The 16,103-nt window shown below is 71.2% G+C and carries 13 protein-coding genes and 5 tRNA genes; 7 read left to right on the forward strand and 11 right to left on the reverse strand.

The features are described 5' to 3' along the window. Positions 1-48: 48 nt before the first annotated feature. Entirely contained in the window at positions 49-534 is a 486-nt protein-coding gene (locus NQU55_RS02740; protein WP_168091481.1) for a DUF4188 domain-containing protein, read from the reverse strand. 93 nt (positions 535-627) lie between these two features. Between NQU55_RS02740 and NQU55_RS02745 the strand changes: the two genes are divergently transcribed. Further along, positions 628-1,287, forward strand: coding sequence for a MerR family transcriptional regulator (locus tag NQU55_RS02745; RefSeq protein ID WP_168091480.1), 660 nt, complete (start codon positions 628-630; stop codon positions 1,285-1,287). Positions 1,288-1,419: 132 nt separating this feature from the next. On the opposite strand, the gene NQU55_RS02750 is transcribed toward NQU55_RS02745, so the two are convergent. The 10 genes from NQU55_RS02750 to NQU55_RS02795 all read right to left on the reverse strand — a co-directional run bounded on the left by NQU55_RS02750 (position 1,420) and on the right by NQU55_RS02795 (position 6,326). Further along, entirely contained in the window at positions 1,420-2,397 is a 978-nt protein-coding gene (locus NQU55_RS02750; RefSeq protein ID WP_206328991.1) for an anti-sigma factor RsbA family regulatory protein, read from the reverse strand. After that, positions 2,387-2,896: an STAS domain-containing protein gene (locus NQU55_RS02755; protein ID WP_168091479.1), complete on the reverse strand. Its 510-nt coding sequence runs from the start codon at positions 2,894-2,896 to the stop codon at positions 2,387-2,389. Before NQU55_RS02755 ends, NQU55_RS02750 begins: the two co-directional genes overlap by 11 nt. An 83-nt stretch (positions 2,897-2,979) precedes the next feature. Next, a tRNA-Glu gene (locus NQU55_RS02760) sits at positions 2,980-3,055 on the reverse strand. A 40-nt stretch (positions 3,056-3,095) separates the two neighbouring features. Next, positions 3,096-3,167 (reverse strand) — tRNA-Gln (locus tag NQU55_RS02765). Positions 3,168-3,185: 18 nt separating this feature from the next. Beyond that, positions 3,186-3,258: transfer RNA gene (locus tag NQU55_RS02770), tRNA-Glu, on the reverse strand. Positions 3,259-3,297: 39 nt separating this feature from the next. After that, a tRNA-Glu gene (locus NQU55_RS02775) sits at positions 3,298-3,370 on the reverse strand. Between the two features lie 83 nt (positions 3,371-3,453). Continuing rightward, positions 3,454-3,525: transfer RNA gene (locus NQU55_RS02780), tRNA-Gln, on the reverse strand. Between the two features lie 193 nt (positions 3,526-3,718). Beyond that, positions 3,719-5,200 (reverse strand): glutamate--tRNA ligase, encoded by a 1,482-nt coding sequence (gene gltX / locus NQU55_RS02785; RefSeq protein WP_168095130.1) that lies wholly within the window; start codon positions 5,198-5,200, stop codon positions 3,719-3,721. Beyond that, complete coding sequence (locus NQU55_RS02790) at positions 5,193-5,975, reverse strand: fumarylacetoacetate hydrolase family protein (RefSeq protein ID WP_168095131.1); 783 nt, start codon at positions 5,973-5,975, stop codon at positions 5,193-5,195. The genes gltX and NQU55_RS02790 overlap by 8 nt, the downstream gene beginning before the upstream one ends. A 129-nt stretch (positions 5,976-6,104) precedes the next feature. After that, positions 6,105-6,326, reverse strand: a complete 222-nt coding sequence (locus tag NQU55_RS02795; RefSeq protein WP_372504614.1) for a hypothetical protein — start codon at positions 6,324-6,326, stop codon at positions 6,105-6,107. Between the two features lie 493 nt (positions 6,327-6,819). On the opposite strand from NQU55_RS02795, the gene NQU55_RS02800 reads away from it, so the two are divergent. The 6 genes from NQU55_RS02800 to NQU55_RS02825 all read left to right on the forward strand — a co-directional run bounded on the left by NQU55_RS02800 (position 6,820) and on the right by NQU55_RS02825 (position 16,090). After that, complete coding sequence (locus NQU55_RS02800; RefSeq protein WP_168095132.1) at positions 6,820-10,539, forward strand: sensor histidine kinase; 3,720 nt, start codon at positions 6,820-6,822, stop codon at positions 10,537-10,539. Continuing rightward, positions 10,540-10,962, forward strand: a complete 423-nt coding sequence (locus NQU55_RS02805; RefSeq protein ID WP_049717348.1) for a roadblock/LC7 domain-containing protein — start codon at positions 10,540-10,542, stop codon at positions 10,960-10,962. Positions 10,963-11,066: 104 nt separating this feature from the next. Continuing rightward, complete coding sequence (locus NQU55_RS02810; protein WP_058046432.1) at positions 11,067-11,474, forward strand: DUF742 domain-containing protein; 408 nt, start codon at positions 11,067-11,069, stop codon at positions 11,472-11,474. Beyond that, entirely contained in the window at positions 11,455-12,051 is a 597-nt protein-coding gene (locus NQU55_RS02815) for a GTP-binding protein (protein ID WP_256789561.1), read from the forward strand. The genes NQU55_RS02810 and NQU55_RS02815 overlap by 20 nt, the downstream gene beginning before the upstream one ends. A 429-nt stretch (positions 12,052-12,480) precedes the next feature. Continuing rightward, a complete protein-coding gene (locus NQU55_RS02820) occupies positions 12,481-15,666 on the forward strand; it encodes a nitrate- and nitrite sensing domain-containing protein (protein WP_168096498.1) in 3,186 nt (1,061 codons plus the stop codon). A 1-nt stretch (position 15,667) separates the two neighbouring features. Next, positions 15,668-16,090 carry a roadblock/LC7 domain-containing protein gene (locus NQU55_RS02825; RefSeq protein ID WP_049717348.1) on the forward strand — a complete coding sequence of 141 codons (423 nt, stop codon included), beginning with the start codon at positions 15,668-15,670 and terminating at the stop codon, positions 16,088-16,090. Positions 16,091-16,103: the final 13 nt, after the last annotated feature.

A 16,103-nucleotide genomic window follows, 5' to 3' on the forward strand; every position in this document is an offset into this window, starting at 1 on the left:
GAAGCGGCGCATGGGGCCCGGGCCCCATGCGCCGCTTCATGCGGTCCCCTACGAGCTCGCGAACCGCTGCGCCGCGCGCTCCCCGCGGCGCGCCACCGGCTCCGTGCCGCAGGCCGCACCGAGCCCGTGCGCCGGCATGCCGACGTAGATCGACTCGTACGAACCGGCGGGCACCACGTACGTCTCGTGCCAGATGCCGACGCTTCCCTCGCTGCCCCGCGCACGGCGGTTGAACGCCGCCCACGCGGGGCGGTGCTCCTTGCTCTGATCGGCGGCGTAGGCGAGCAGCTTCTCCCGCGACTCCCAGTACTGGACGATCGTCCGGTCCCCGAGGCTGCTCGCCAGCGCCCGGTAGCCGAGCAGGCCGCTGTCCGGGTCGCGCGCGAGCTCCTTGAGCATCCGCGGCATCGCGCCGAGGGTGGGCAGCCAGTGGCGCACCGCCCGCCACTTGTTGATCCGCATGCCGATCATGAAGACGACCACCTCCCCCTCGGCCGCGGCGGTGACCCGTCCCGGAATCGGTTGTGCACCCATGAGAGCTCCCCCAGTCACTGTGAACAGCGCATTGGATAGCGCCGCTATCCATGCTTGGATAGTGCCACTCCCCAACGAAAGGCGCAAGTGGCGATGCGACTGGCGGAACTGAGCGAACACAGCGGTGTGTCCACCGCGACGATCAAGTACTACTTGCGCGAGGGGCTGCTCCAGCCCGGCCGCAGGATCTCCGCCACCCAGGCCGAGTACGGCGACGAGCACCTGCGCCGGCTGCGCCTGGTACGGGCCCTGATCCAGCTGGGCAAGATGCCCGTGGCCACCGCGCGCGAGGTGATCGCCGCCGCCGAGGACGACTCCCTGGGCCACCACCGGAGACTCGGCGCGGCCACGCAGGCGCTGTCGCAGGGCCGGGAGGTCCCCGCGGACGACGACCCGGCGACCGAAGCCGCGGGCCGCACCGTGAACGCGCTGCTGGAGCACCTGGGCTGGCGGCACGACCAGGAGGTCGCGGAGCACTCCCCCGCCTACCGCACGCTGGTCGCCTCGGTCGCCGCGCTGAGACGCCTCGGGTACCCGTGCGGCGTCGCCCAGCTGCTGCCGTACGGACGGCTCGCGGCCGAGCTGGCGGTCACCGACCTGGACCTGGTCGAGGAGGAGCCCACGCCGACCGCCCAGATCGAGGCGGCCGTCGCGCTGACCGTCCTCTACGAGCCCGTGCTGCTGAGCCTGCGCCGCATGGCGCACTCCGAGGAGTCCGCCCGGCGCTTCACCGGCGGCGGAAAGCCCGCCTGAGGCGCGGAGCCCCCGGCCCCACGCCCCACGGCCCCCGCGCCCCACGCGGCGCCCCACGCCCCACGGCCCCGTGCCCCACGGCCCCTGCCCCACGCGGCGCCCCATGCCCCGGAGCCCGGCGCCCGGCGCCCCTCACAGCCGTTCCGCGTCCCCCGGCCCCGCCATGCGCAGGGTCAGGACGGTCTCCGGCCCCCGTGTGCTCACTTCCACGAAGTCGGCAAGGCTGCGGGCGAGCCACAGGCCGTCCTCGGCCCCCTGCGCGTCGCCGGACGGGGCGGGAGGGCGGTACCCCGCGAACGGCGGCACCGCGGCGCCCTCGGGCCCCGTGCGCCGCAGTTCGTAGACCACGGCGCCCGGCTCCTCCCAGGACCGCAGCGTGAGGCGGGCGCCCTCGGGGGCCAGGAGGTACGCGGCGGCCTCGTGCACGGCCAGCTCGGCGAGGGCGAGCCGGTCGCCGGTCAGGCCTGCGCCGGCGGCCCGTTCGCGGCCGAGGCGGCGCAGCTCCGGAACGTCGGCCGTGGGCCCCGTGGCGCGCGCCGAGGCAGGCGCGCACGGTGCGGGGCCCCGCACCGCGGCCGCGTAGGCCGCGGGGTCCGCGTAGGCGTCGCAGGGCGTCTGCCGCTCGCCGTCCAGGCGCACGGGGTGGGTGGCCACGGCGGCCTCGGCCACGTCCCCGGGGACGACGCGGGTGTCGTAAGGGCAGATCATCCACACCGGCAGGTCCGCGAGGAGCACGTTGAGCCCGGACTCCATGCGCTTCCACTCGGCGGTCTGCCGGGCGGACCGGCCGCCCCACACCGGCTCGGCGATGATCCGCGTCCGCCGCCCGGGGCGGGCGCGGCGCCCGTGGTAGCGCAGGAAGGCGGACACCCGCTCGACGGGGCGGCGCCCGAAGTAGGCGGTCTCGGCGGTGTCGAGGTGGTGGGCGCCCTCCCCCAGGGCCTCCCGGAGCAGCTCGATGTTGGCGGGCGTGGTGGCGGCGAGGACGGGCTCCCCGGCGGCGAATCCGTCCTCCACGAAGGGCACCGCCATCGCCAGGAACTCCGCGTCGGAGCCGTACAGGCAGGCGTGGTGGACGAACCCGGCCAGGCCGGCGCGGTCAGCAGCCATGCGCGGCCCCCAGCCGCAGGCCGGGCGTGGTGTCCCACCCGATGAGGGTGATGACCTGCAGCAGGTGGGGCGGCACCCCGGCCAGCTCCACGGTGCAGTGGCGGGCGGCGCGGGCCCTGGCGAACGTCATGAGCAGCCGCAGCCCCGCGAGGTCCAGGAACTCCACCCGGGACATCTCCAGGCACAGGTCGCCGCGGACGGAGGCCACCGACTGCAGGGCGTCCCTGAGGTGGCGGTGCGAGCCGGCGTCGACCACCCCTGCGATCCGCAGGCCCGGCGGGCTGACGGTGGGGACGACGGTCAGTTCGGCCGTGCGGACGAGAGGATCCACTTCGACGCTCCTGGAATGGGCCGCTGCGAGGGCGTCCAGTGCGGCGGGCTCGCGGCGACGGATGTCCTGCTGACGCAACTCCGGCGCCCCGCCGACGCCCGAACTCCGCGGCGGGCAGGGCTTCGTGGCGCGGCGGAGCCGGCAGCGGCCGCCGCGGGGATGGGCCATGAGGGGATTATCGGGCCGTGCCGGAGCGCATGGAAGGCCGCATGAAAAAATGCCCCCCGCCTATGCGGGAGGCATTCTCTCTGTGGTACCCCCGACCGGATTCGAACCGGCGCTACCGCCTTGAGAGGGCGGCGTGCTAGGCCGCTACACAACGGGGGCTTGCTTTTGTTTTGCTCGGCAGACCGAAAAGCAATCTGCGCTGGGCTACCAGGACTCGAACCTAGACTAAATGAACCAGAATCACTCGTGCTGCCAATTACACCATAGCCCATGGTGGTTTTATAACCAGTACCCCCGACCGGATTCGAACCGGCGCTACCGCCTTGAGAGGGCGGCGTGCTAGGCCGCTACACAACGGGGGCCCTAGCGATCTCCTTCAGGTCCCCCTGAGTGGAAATCTGTACCCCCGACCGGATTCGAACCGGCGCTACCGCCTTGAGAGGGCGGCGTGCTAGGCCGCTACACAACGGGGGCTTGCACTTCGCTTTTTGCGCTTTCGCGCGCTTCCTACTTTATCAGTAGTTTTGCGAGAGAATTTCAGCGAAGAATTTCTCTTGCTGGGGTACCAGGACTCGAACCTAGACTAAGGGAACCAGAAACCCTCGTGCTGCCAATTACACCATACCCCACCGTAACTCCACCCCCATCAGGGGGTCTTGTCCGGCTTGCGCCCTCCGCTCCGGCCTCTCGGCCCTCTCGGGCGGCGCAGGAAGAACATTACCCGAAGGAGGACGGGGCGCCAAAATCGATAGACGCCCTGGGCGGACACGACGGGGCCCGGCGGCCCCGGGAGGGGCTGCCGGGCCCCGTGAGGGCCGTGTGTCAGGCGGTGAGCTTCGCCAGGGCGGCGTCGACGCGGGCGAGCGTGCGCTCGCGTCCGAGGATCTCCAGGGACTCGAACAGCGGCAGGCCGACCGTACGGCCGGTGACCGCGACCCGGACCGGGGCCTGGGCCTTGCCGAGCTTCAGCCCGTGCTCCTCGCCCGCCGCGACGACGGCGGCCTTGATGGCGTCGGCGTTCCACGCAGCGCCCTCAAGGTCCCCGAGCCTGGCGCGGGCCGTGCGCAGCAGGGCGTCCGAGCCCTCCTTCATCGCCTTGGCCCAGGACGCCTCGTCCTCGGCCGGCTCGTCGAGGAAGAGGAAGTCGACGTTGGCGGTGATGTCGGAGAGGACCGTGAGGCGGGTCTGGGCGTGCGGGGCGATGGCCTCCCACGCGGCCCGGTCGAAGGCCTCGGGGGCCCACGGGGCGTGCGGGGCCCGCAGCCAGGGCTCGCAGGCCTCGGCGAAGGCCTTCACGTCCAGCCGGCGGATGTGGTCGGCGTTGATCGCCTCGGCCTTCTTGAGGTCGAAGCGGGCCGGGTTGGCGTTGACGTCCTTGATGTCGAACGCCGCGACCATCTCCTCCATCGAGAAGATGTCCTGGTCGGCGGAGAGGGACCAGCCGAGCAGCGACAGGTAGTTCAGCAGGCCCGCCGGGAGGAAGCCGCGCTCCCGGTAGAGGTTCAGGGAGGCCTGCGGGTCGCGCTTGGAGAGCTTCTTGTTGCCCTCGCCCATCACGTACGGCAGGTGGCCGAACTCGGGGACGCTCTTGGCGACGCCCAGCTCGATCAGCGCCTTGTACAGGGCGATCTGCCGCGGGGTGGAGGAGAGCAGGTCCTCGCCGCGCAGGACGTGGGTGATCTCCATCAGGGCGTCGTCGACGGGGTTGACGAGCGTGTACAGGGGCGCGCCGTTGGCCCGGACGATGCCGTAGTCCGGCACGTTCTCCGGGGTGAAGGTCAGCTCGCCGCGGACGATGTCCGTGAAGGTGATCGCCTCGTCGGGCATCCGGAAGCGGACGATGGAGGCGCGGCCCTCGGCCTCGTAGGCCGTCTGCTGCTCGGGCGTGACGACGCGGCACTTGCCGTCGTAGCCGGAGGGGCGGCCGGCGGCACGTGCGGCCTCGCGGCGCTCGTCGAGCTCCTCGGCGGTGCAGTAGCAGCGGTAGGCGTAGCCGCCGTCCAGGAGCTTCTGCGCGACGTCCTTGTAGATGTCCATGCGCTGCGACTGGCGGTACGGCGCGTGGGGGCCGCCGATCTCGGGGCCCTCGTCCCAGTCGAAGCCCAGCCAGCGCATCGAGTCGAGCAGCTGCTGGTACGACTCCTCCGAGTCGCGCGCCGCGTCGGTGTCCTCGATGCGGAAGACCAGGGTGCCGCCGTGGTGCCGGGCGAACGCCCAGTTGAACAGGGCGGTGCGGACCAGGCCCACATGGGGGTTGCCGGTCGGAGAGGGACAGAAACGTACGCGGACGTTCGCGTTAGCCACGCTTGATCACCTTGTTGGTGAGAGTGCCGATGCCTTCGATGGTGACGGCGACCTCGTCGCCGACGTTCAGGGGTCCGACCCCGGCCGGGGTGCCGGTGAGGACGACGTCGCCGGGGAGCAGCGTCATCGCCTCGGTGATGTGGACGATCAGGTCCTCGATGGAGCGCACCATGTCGCTCGTGCGGCCCAGCTGGCGCTGTTCGCCGTTGACGGTGCACATGATCCCGAGGTCGGCCGGGTCGAGCTCGGTCTCGATCCAGGGGCCGAGCGGGCAGGAGGTGTCGAAGCCCTTCGCCCGGGCCCACTGCTTCTCGCGCTGCTGGGCGTCGCGCGCGGTGACGTCGTTGGCGCAGGTGTAGCCGAGGATGACGTCCTTCACGCGCTCGCGGGGGACCTCGCGGCACATGCGGCCGATGACCACGGCCAGCTCGGCCTCGTGGTGCAGCTCGCTGGAGAAGGAGGGGTACTCGATGGCGGCGCCGGGGCCGATCACCGAGGTGGAGGGCTTGAGGAAGGCCACGGGGACGTCGCCGACCTCGTTGCCCAGCTCCGCGGCGTGCTCGGCGTAGTTACGGCCGATGGCCACGACCTTGCTGGGGAGGACGGGCGGGAGCAGGCGGACCTTGTCCAGCGGGACCTTGGTCCCGGAGCGCTCGAAGTCGCCGTAGGGGATGCCCTTGATGATGTCGAGGACGGGGCCGCCTTCTGTGGCGGCATCCCCCTCCACGACGCCGTAGCCGACGTTGCCGTCGATGGAGAACCTGGCGATGCGCACGGGAAGCTTTTGCCCCTTATCTGATCCGGCCGGAGTCTGACGCCCCAGGCTATCGCGGGGGCCGCCGGCCGCCCGTGCGCGACGGATCCGCGGGGCCCGGCCGGGCGGCCGGCCCCGTGGGAGCGGCGCTCAGTCCTGGGGGATGACGACGACGGGGGCCGTCATCAGCACCGTGCGGCGCGGGTTCGCGGTGACCTGCGGCAGCTCGGTGGCGTGGGCGACGGCCTCGGCGATCCGCAGGGAGGCGCTGTCGTCGAGGTGGACGAGCGTCGTGCGGCGCGGGTTGGCGGTCTTGCGGTTCGCCTTCGGGGTCGCGTTCCGGGACGTCAGCTTCGTCGTGCTGGTCTTCACTTGCTGCCTCGCGGTGTCGTGGTGCGCTGGGTGCGCGGGGGGTGTTCTCGCGGCCTGCGTAAAGGAACAGGCTAGGCGCGCCTATCCCCACGCGTCCGCGGGAGAAGTCCTGACTTGCTTGTGAGTTTGCTCACGAGAGCACTGAAAAATGCCGCATAGCGGGCGGCCTTCCGGCTTTCACGAAACGGACATTGCAGGGCTGAACCTGACGTTCCGCTCCTGATCATGGAATCTGGGACACCGGACGACCCTCCCCACCGGCCCGCCGACTTGCCCATCTATGCCCCTTATAAAGGCCCTGGTCCTCTACGCCCCGTGACGATTTCCGGCACTGAGCGTGATGCCGGTGCGGGTGCGGTGCACCGGCCTTGTTGGAGATCTGGCACTGTGCTGGAATTCCACGGACCGCCAGGGGGCAACCGCGGTCCCCCCACGACTCGACACCGTCCCGCCTTCGACCGGCGGGGCGCCTGGTCCAGAGGTTGCGACGCTAGTGCAGGGACGTTTCAAGAGGGATGGCAGCGCTGCGGCGGAGCCGGAGCCGCGCGGTGCGAACGACCGCGGCACGCCCGCCGAAGGGCCGGCGGGCGACGGTTCCGCAGACCGCCAGCAGGCCACGTCAAAGGCGAAGGCCAAGACGAACAAGGCCAAGCTGCCCGGTGGGCCCGGCTCACGAATAGCCCTGCGCAACTGGCGCATCAGTACCCGCCTCGTATCCCTGCTGGCCCTGCCCGTCGTCGCCGCGACGACGCTGGGTGGCCTGCGCATCAACGACGCGCTCAACAACGTCGAGCAGCTCGACCACATGAAGCTCCTCACGGAGATGACCGGTCGCGCGACCCTGCTGGCCAACGCGCTCCAGGAGGAGCGCGACAAGTCCGCCGGCCCGCTGTCCAAGGGTCTGACCGACGACGACGCGGTCGCCGCGTCGCAGGAGAAGACCAACCAGGCGATCAACGCCTTCACCGGGGCCACCCAGGGCGTGAAGCCGACCGACCCGACGATGGTCGGTGTGCAGACCACCCTGGTCGACATCAGCCGCCAGCTGAAGAAGATCCAGGACGTCCGCAAGAACGCCTACCAGAACGAGCCCGAGTACATCGCGCGGACCGTCAACAACTACGACGGCCTGATCAACGCGCTGCTCTCCCTGTCCCAGGACATGGCCCAGGCGACCAGCAACGCCGAAATGATCACCAGCACGCGTGCGCTGGCGACGTTCTCCGCCGCCAAGGAGTACGCGTCGATCCAGCGCGCCGTGATCAGTGCGGCCCTCGCCAACAAGAAGGGCCCGTACCTCTCGGGCAACGACCAGCAGTACGGCCACGAGGCGTACGAGGCCGAGAACGAGGCCATCCGCCGCTTCATCGCCATCCGCGGCGGCGACTCCCAGCAGCTGCTGCAGGCGATCACCGGCGGCAACGCGGACATCACGGCCGCGAAGACCTACACCGACCGCGTCCTCAGCAAGCAGGACGGTCTCAAGAACGAGCCGAAGTCCTACAAGGACTGGTACGACCTGGCGTCGGTCAAGCTCGGCGAGATGTCCAAGATCGAGCAGACCCTGCTCTCCCAGATGGAGCAGAAGGCCCTCGAGCTGCGTGAGGACGCCCAGCAGGACGCGATCCTCAACGGTGTTCTGATCATCCTCGTTCTGGGCATCTCGCTCGTCGGCGCCTTCGTCGTGGCCCGCTCCATGGTGCGCTCGCTGCGCCGTCTGCAGGACACCGCCCAGAGGGTCGCCCAGGACCGTCTCCCCGAGCTCGTCAAGCAGCTGTCCGAGACCGACCCGCAGGACGTCGACACGTCCGTGGAGTCCGTCGGCGTGCACAGCCGCGACGAGATCGGCAAGGTGGCCGCGGCCTTCGACGACGTGCACCGCGAGGCCGTCCGCCTCGCCGCCGAGCAGGCCCTTCTGCGGGGCAACGTCAACGCGATGTTCACCAACCTCTCGCGCCGGAGCCAGGGCCTCATCCAGCGTCAGCTCTCGCTCATCTCCGAGCTCGAGAGCCGCGAGGCCGACCCGGACCAGCTGTCCTCGCTGTTCAAGCTCGACCACCTCGCGACCCGCATGCGCCGTAACGGCGAAAACCTCCTCGTCCTCGCGGGCGAGGAGCCGGGCCGCCGCTGGACCCGCCCCGTCCCGCTCGTCGACGTGCTCCGTGCCGCCGCGTCCGAGGTGGAGCAGTACGAGCGCATCGAGCTGAGCGGTGTGCCGCCGACCGAGGTCGCCGGCCGCGTCGTCAACGACCTCGTGCACCTCCTCGCCGAGCTGCTCGAGAACGCGACCTCGTTCTCCTCGCCGCAGACCAAGGTCAAGGTCACCGGTCACGCGCTGCCCGACGGGCGGGTGCTGGTCGAGATCCACGACACCGGCATCGGCCTCTCCCAGGAGGACCTGGCCGCGATCAACGAGCGGCTCGCCAGCCCGCCGACCGTGGACGTCTCGGTCTCGCGCCGCATGGGTCTGTTCGTGGTCGGCCGCCTGTCCCTGCGACACGGCATCCGCATCCAGCTCCGTCCGTCCGACTCGGGCGGCACGACCGCGCTCGTCATGCTGCCGGTGGACGTCGCCCAGGGCGGCAAGAAGCCGATGCCCGGCGCCGTTCCCCCTGCCGGCGGCACCGGTGCGCCCGGCGCCCCGGGCGGCAACCCCGGCGTCGCCGCCTCCGCGCCGCGCCGTCAGGTGCCCCCGGCCGCCGGCCAGCAGCGCCCCGCGCTGCCCCCGCGCCAGGGTGCGACCGACAGCGGTCTGCCGACGCGTCCCGCCCCGGCGCCCGGTGGCGGTGCCAACCCCGCCGCGGGCAGCCTCTTCGACGCCGCGCCGCGCGGCGGTGCGGACCGTGCGCCCGCCCAGGGCCCCGGCGGCCGCCCCGCGCTGCCGACCCGTGGCAACGGCGGCCCCGCCGCCGTACCGCCCCCGCCCCAGGCGGGCAAGGGCGGCGGCCGCGGCAAGCAGCAGCAGCCCGGCAAGTCCGGTCAGCAGGGCCGTCCCGGCCAGGCCGGCCAGGCCGGCCGCGGCAACGGCGCCGGCGAGCTTCCGGCCCGTCAGGCCCCGAGCTGGGGCAGCGAGCAGCCCGCTGCCGCGCCCCAGGCCCCGAAGGCGCCCGCCGCCCCCGTGGACGACTGGCCCGTGGCCGGCAGCGGCTCCGCGCGCTCCGCGCAGGACAGCCCGCGCGGTCACGAGGACGTCGAGGGCACCGGTCAGTTCCCCGCCTCGCGCCCCGCTCTGCCGAGCGGGCCGGGCGACACCGCCGAGTTCCCGGCGATCGGGTCGGCTCCGGAGCCCCGGGGCGCCGCGGGCGGGTTCGACCGTCCGCAGCGCGGTGACGCGCCGAACAGCACGTCGGGCCAGTTCGCCCGCCCCATGCAGGGCGACGCCCCGAACAGCACCTCCGGCCAGTTCGCCCGCCCCGTGCAGGGCGACACCCCGAACAGCACCTCCGGCCAGTACGACCGCCCCGCCCTCGGCGAGGCACCCGGCAGCACGTCCGGTCAGTACGCCCGCCCCGTGCAGGGCGACCCCCCGAACAGCACGTCCGGCCAGTTCGCTCAGCCGGAGCTCGACGACGACCCGCTGACCAGCACCACCGGTCAGTTCGCCCGGCCGGCTCTCCGTGAGTCGGGGCACAGCTCGCCGCTGTTCGAGGAGCTGGAGTCCAACTGGTTCCGCGGTGCCGCGGGCGAGGGTCAGGCCGACGCGCCGGAGCAGACCCCGGACGCGCCTTCCGGTCAGAACCTGCCGAAGCGCCAGCCGCGCCAGTCCCTCCAGGACCCGGAGCGCGGCCCGCTCGGCGCGGTCCCCCGGACCCCGCAGGCCGGCCGGCCGACCCGGCCGTCGCAGGCCCGCCCGGTCCCGCAGACCCGCCAGGCGCCCGCGGCCCAGCAGCCCCAGCAGGCCGCGGCCGACAACTGGCGCCAGTCCCCCAACGACGAGACGTGGCGCCGGGCCGAGCAGGTCCGCGAGCCCTCCGCGGGCGGCAAGACCGCTTCCGGGCTGCCGCGCCGCGTCCCCAAGGCGAACCTCGTCGAGGGCGCCGCGCAGACGACGCAGCCGATCCAGCAGGTCGGCCCGCAGGTCTCGCGTGCACCCGACGACGTGCGCGGCCGTCTGACCAACCTCCGCCGGGGCATCCAGCAGGGGCGTCAGGCCGGCAACACGACCACGGGCAACCACACCGTTGACCCGACCGATTACCAGCAGGAGCGTTAGTTGAGTCCGATGAGCCAGGCGGCGCAGAACCTGAACTGGTTGATCACCAGTTTCGTGGAGAACACCCCAGGGGTGTCCCACACCGTCGTGGTCTCCGCCGACGGACTCCTTCTGGCGATGTCCGAAGGGTTCCCGAGGGACCGCGCCGACCAGCTGGCGGCCGTCGCCTCCGGCCTGACCTCGCTGACCGCCGGAGCCTCCCGCATCTTCGAAGGCGGCGCCGTCAACCAGACCGTGGTGGAGATGGAACGAGGCTTCCTCTTCATCATGTCCATCTCCGACGGCTCCTCCCTCGCCGTGCTGGCGCACCCCGAGTGCGACATCGGCCTCGTCGGCTACGAGATGGCCCTCCTCGTCGACCGCGCGGGCAACGTCCTCACCCCGGACCTCCGCGCCGAACTGCAGGGCAGCCTGCTGAACTGACCGATGTTTCCTGCTGATCCCGTCCGACCGTACGGCCGAAAACCCCCCACCGGCCCGCGCTCGACGGCATTATTGCCAGTCCTGCTGTCCCGTCCGGAGGATTCATGACCCCGCCCGCCTCGCCCGGCCCGTACGGTGCCTCTCATCACGCGCCGTACGGGAGTGAAGGCGAAGAGCCGCTGATCCGCCCCTACGCCATGACGGGCGGTCGCACCCGGCCGCGCTACCAGCTCGCCATCGAGGCGCTGGTCAGCTCCACCGCCGACCCGGCCGTGCTCGGGAGCCTGCTCCCCGAGCACCAGCGGATCTGCCACCTGTGCCGCGAGGTCAAGTCGGTCGCCGAGGTCTCGGCGCTGCTGAACATGCCGCTCGGCGTGGCGCGCATTCTGGTCGCGGACCTGGCGGAGGCCGGCATGGTGGCGATCCACCAGCCGGGCGGCAGCGGCGAGTCCGGCGGGACGCCGGATGTGACACTGCTCGAAAGGGTGCTCAGTGGACTTCGGAAGCTCTAGCGGAGGCGTCGCCGGCGGCGGCGCGGGCCGCTCCACCACCTCCGCGAAGATCGTGGTGGCGGGCGGCTTCGGCGTGGGCAAGACCACGTTCGTCGGCGCGGTCTCGGAAATCAGTCCGCTGCGGACCGAAGCCGTCATGACGTCCGCCTCGGCGGGCATCGACGATCTGAGCCACGTTCAGGACAAGACCACGACGACCGTGGCGATGGATTTCGGCCGTATCACCCTGGATGACGATCTCATCCTGTATCTCTTCGGTACGCCGGGCCAGGACCGCTTCTGGTTCATGTGGGACGACCTGGTCCGCGGCGCGATCGGCGCCGTCGTCCTCGTCGACACCCGCCGCCTCGCCGACTGCTTCCCCGCCGTCGACTACTTCGAGAACAGCGGCCTGCCCTTCGTCATCGCCCTCAACGGCTTCGACGGACACCAGCCCTACGCCCCCGAAGAGGTCCGCGAGGCGCTGCAGATCGGGCCGGACACGCCGATCATCACGACCGACGCCCGCCACCGCGGCGAGGCGAAGAGCGCGCTGATCACCCTGGTCGAGCACGCCCTGATGGCCCGGCTGAAGTAACTCTTCGTCAGCTCTTCGTCAGCTCTTCGTCAGCTTTTCGTCGGTTCTCCGCCGGTTCTCCACCGGCCCTTTGTCTGCTCTTCGCCGACAACTTCCGCATCGCCCAGATCGTCGCGTGAAACGTTACGGAGGGGCTGTGGCATTGGACACGACCCGACGCAGAGTTCATAACGTTTCGACAGAGAATCGACCGGACGCGGCAACCCACCGCGTTCGGTCGACTTCACTGTGCGCACATTTCGCCCGCCATTTGGCGCCGCTCGCTCTTAATGCCCGTTTTATGTCGGGCAAATCGAGTGGCCCGGCGGGAGCCCCCGCTGTTTGGAATGCGCACCCCCGACGTGCTGGAATTCCAGGAACTGAGCAGTAACGGCTCAGCCGAAAAACGGCACACAACCCGGGTGCCGACGCCGAGAGGTTGTTGGTCGAGTGACGCGCAGAAAGACGGGCGCCGCACAGCAGACGCAGGACGAGCGGGGCAACTTCACCCCGCCGTCGCGCGGAGCGGTGCCGCCTTCGCCTTCCCCTGCTTCGAGCGTGCCCGAAACCCCGGCTCCCTCCGGGGGCACGGGCGGCCGGTTCTCCCCCCGCAACTGGCGGGTGCCCGCCAAGCTGAACGCGATCCTCATGATCCCCGTGATCGTGGCCGTCGTGGTCGGTGGCCTGCACGTCAAGGAGCAGGTCGACACCTGGGAGCAGGCCAAGGACGCCGCGAACACCGCGCGAGTGGTGCGCGCCGCGGCCACCTACGCCCACGCGGTGATCGACGAGCGCGACCTGACGGCTCAGCCGCTCCTGCAGAACAACCCCGACGACCCGGTCATCAAGAAGACCCGGGACGCCACGGACGCCGCCCGCGCCGAGTTCGACAAGACCGTCAAGGACATGCCGGACACCGCGGGCCTGCGCCGCCGCATGAAGCTCTTCCGCGAGGCGGAGGGCACGCTGCCCAAGCTGCGCAAGAGCGCCTACACGCCCGCGATGACCGGCGTGCAGACCGAGGACGGCTACGGCGCCATCCAGCGCCCGCTCATGGCCTTCGCCAACGAGCTGGGCTCGGGCCTGGGCAACGAGAACGTCGTCTCCTACGGCCGCATGGTCTACGCCGTCTCCCTGGCCAAGGCCGCCGAGTCGCTCGACCGCTCGATCGGTACCCACCTGCTGGTCAAGCCGGCCAAGGACCCCAAGGAGCAGCAGCTCCAGCGCACGTCCTTCTCCTCCTACTACTTCCTCGAGTACATCGCCCGCGCCGAGTACGACGCGAGCGGCACCGAGGACGACATCAGCCGGCTCAACGACGCCATCGCCACCAAGGCGAAGTCGTCGGAGCAGGAGAAGATCGCCAACGCGATCATGGCGGGCAAGACCAAGGAACAGCTTGAGGCCGCGGGCATCACCGTGGCCGGCTGGCAGGACGCCGCCACGGCGAAGTTCGACGCCTACCGCTCGGTCGAGGTCTACCTCACCGACAAGGCGGTGAACGAGGCCGAGAAGATCTCCTCCGACGCCCAGCGCGACGCGATCCTCAACGGCTCGGTCATGGTCGTGGCCCTGCTGCTCGCCTTCTTCGTGGCCGGCATGATGGCCCGCTCCATGAGCCGCAGCATGCGCCGCCTGCGCCGCGCCGCCTTCGACGTGGCCGAGCAGCGCCTGCCCGCGCTGGTCGACCAGCTGTCGCGGACCGACCCGGGCCGGGTCGACACCCGGGTCCAGCCGATCCCGATCACCACCCGGGACGAGATCGGCGAGGTCGCCCGCGCCTTCGACCAGGTCCACCGCGAGGCCGTCCGGCTCGCCGCCGAGCAGGCCCTGCTCCGTGGCAACGTCAACGCGATCTTCACCAACCTCTCGCGCCGCAACCAGAGCCTCATCGAGGGTCAGCTGAACCTGATCACCGAGCTCGAGGAGCACGAGGCGGACCCGGACCAGCTGGAGAACCTCTTCCGCCTGGACCACCTGGCCACCCGTATGCGCCGCAACGGCGAGAACCTCCTGGTCCTCGCCGGCGAGGAGCCCGGCCGCCGCTGGGACCAGCCGGTCCCGCTGGTGGACGTGCTGCGCGCCGCCTCCTCCGAGGTGGAGGCCTACGAGCGCATCGAGCTCTCGGGCGTCCCGGACGCCGAGATCCACGGCCTCGCCGTGACCGACCTCGTGCACCTCCTGGCCGAGCTGCTGGAGAACGCGACCTCGTTCTCCTCCCCGCACACCAAGGTCCGGGTCACCGCGACGCGGCTGCCCGACGGCCGCGTGATGGTCGAGATCCACGACAAGGGCATCGGCCTGACCGCCGAGGACTTCGCGGACATCAACCACAAGCTGGCCAACCCGCCGACCGTGGACGCCACGATCTCCCAGCGCATGGGCCTGTTCGTGGTCGGCCGTCTGGCGACGCGCCACGGCATCCGCGTCCAGCTGCGCCCCTCGGGCGAGCAGGCCGGCACGACCTCCCTGGTCATGCTGCCGGACCGGATCACGCACGGTGGCGGTGGCGAGGACGAGCTGTCCGGCGACGACTTCACCGTCTCCCAGATGGTCCCGGGCCAGCAGCAGGCGGGCCCCGGCGCCCAGCCCGGTGCCAACGCCGGCGCCGTGAACCGCATGCGGACCGCGGCGGAGCTCGGCTTCGACGACTCCCGCTACGAGCAGCCGCAGCAGGGCGCCCCGGGCGCCACGCTGGACCCGGTGAACCGCTCCCGGCTCCGTGAGGAGCGGCGTGCGGCGCTGGAGGCGGCCGCGGACAACCGCCCGCTGTTCCGCGACGAGGTGCCGCAGCAGCACGAGCAGCAGCCGGCGTACGACCAGCAGCAGTACGACCAGCAGGGCCCGCACCGGACCGAGGAGTTCCCGGCGCTGCCCGAGCAGCCGTACGAGCAGTCCTACGAGCAGCAGCAGCCGCAGCACGGCTACCCGGACTCCGGCTACGCCGAGCAGGGCTATGCCGAGCAGGGCTACGCGGAGGCCGGTTACCCGCAGCAGCAGGCGTACGCCGAGCCCGAGGTCCCGACCCGCAACGACGTGTGGCAGCAGCCCGGTGCGTACCAGGACGGCGGCCCGCAGGGTTACGGAGCGGATTCGGAATCACTGCCGCCCGCTGACACGGCGCAGCCCGAGCGCGTAGAGTTCGACCGTCCGGGCCCCTCTACGAGCGGCTCCCACTCGCTGACCGGGTCCGGTCTGCCGCGACGCGCGACGCAGTGGCAGCAGTCCGAGTCTGTCGAAGAGGCCGTGGGGGCCGGCGAACCGGAGCAGCCCCAGCAGGACCTACAGCAGCCTCACGAGGGTGAAAGCCCCGACTGGCGATCGGAGAACGACGAGCGCTGGCACCGTGCCGAGCAGCTCCGGGACCCGAAGGCCGGCGGAGTGACCCCCTCCGGACTGCCCCGCCGAGTGCCCAAGGCCAATCTGATCGAGGGCAAGGCGGCGCAGACGCCGCAGGGCGGTTCCCAGATTTCCCGTGCCCCGGAGGACATACGCGGCAGGCTCAGCAACCTGCGTCGCGGTGTCCAGCAGGGGCGCACCGTGGGGACCGACAGCGGTTCGGCCACCACACATGAGCAGCATGAGCAACACGACCAGGGCTTCGGCCCCGGCGGCACCTACGATCAGGAGCGTTAGTGTGAGCCCGATGAGCCAGGCGGCGCAGAACCTGAACTGGTTGATCACCAGTTTCGTGGAGAACACCCCAGGGGTGTCCCACACCGTCGTGGTCTCCGCCGACGGACTCCTTCTGGCGATGTCCGAAGGGTTCCCGAGGGACCGCGCCGACCAGCTGGCGGCCGTCGCCTCCGGCCTGACCTCGCTGACCGCCGGAGCCTCCCGCATCTTCGAAGGCGGCGCCGTCAACCAGACCGTGGTGGAGATGGAACGAGGCTTCCTCTTCATCATGTCCATCTCCGACGGCTCCTCCCTCGCCGTGCTGGCGCACCCCGAGTGCGACATCGGCCTCGTCGGCTACGAGATGGCCCTCCTCGTCGACCGCGCGGGCAACGTCCTCACCCCGGACCTCCGCGCCGAACTGCAGGGGAGCCTTCTCAACTAGCAAAGAGGCAGTG

Source organism: Streptomyces telluris (genome assembly GCF_024519335.1).
Taxonomy (GTDB): domain Bacteria; phylum Actinomycetota; class Actinomycetes; order Streptomycetales; family Streptomycetaceae; genus Streptomyces; species Streptomyces telluris.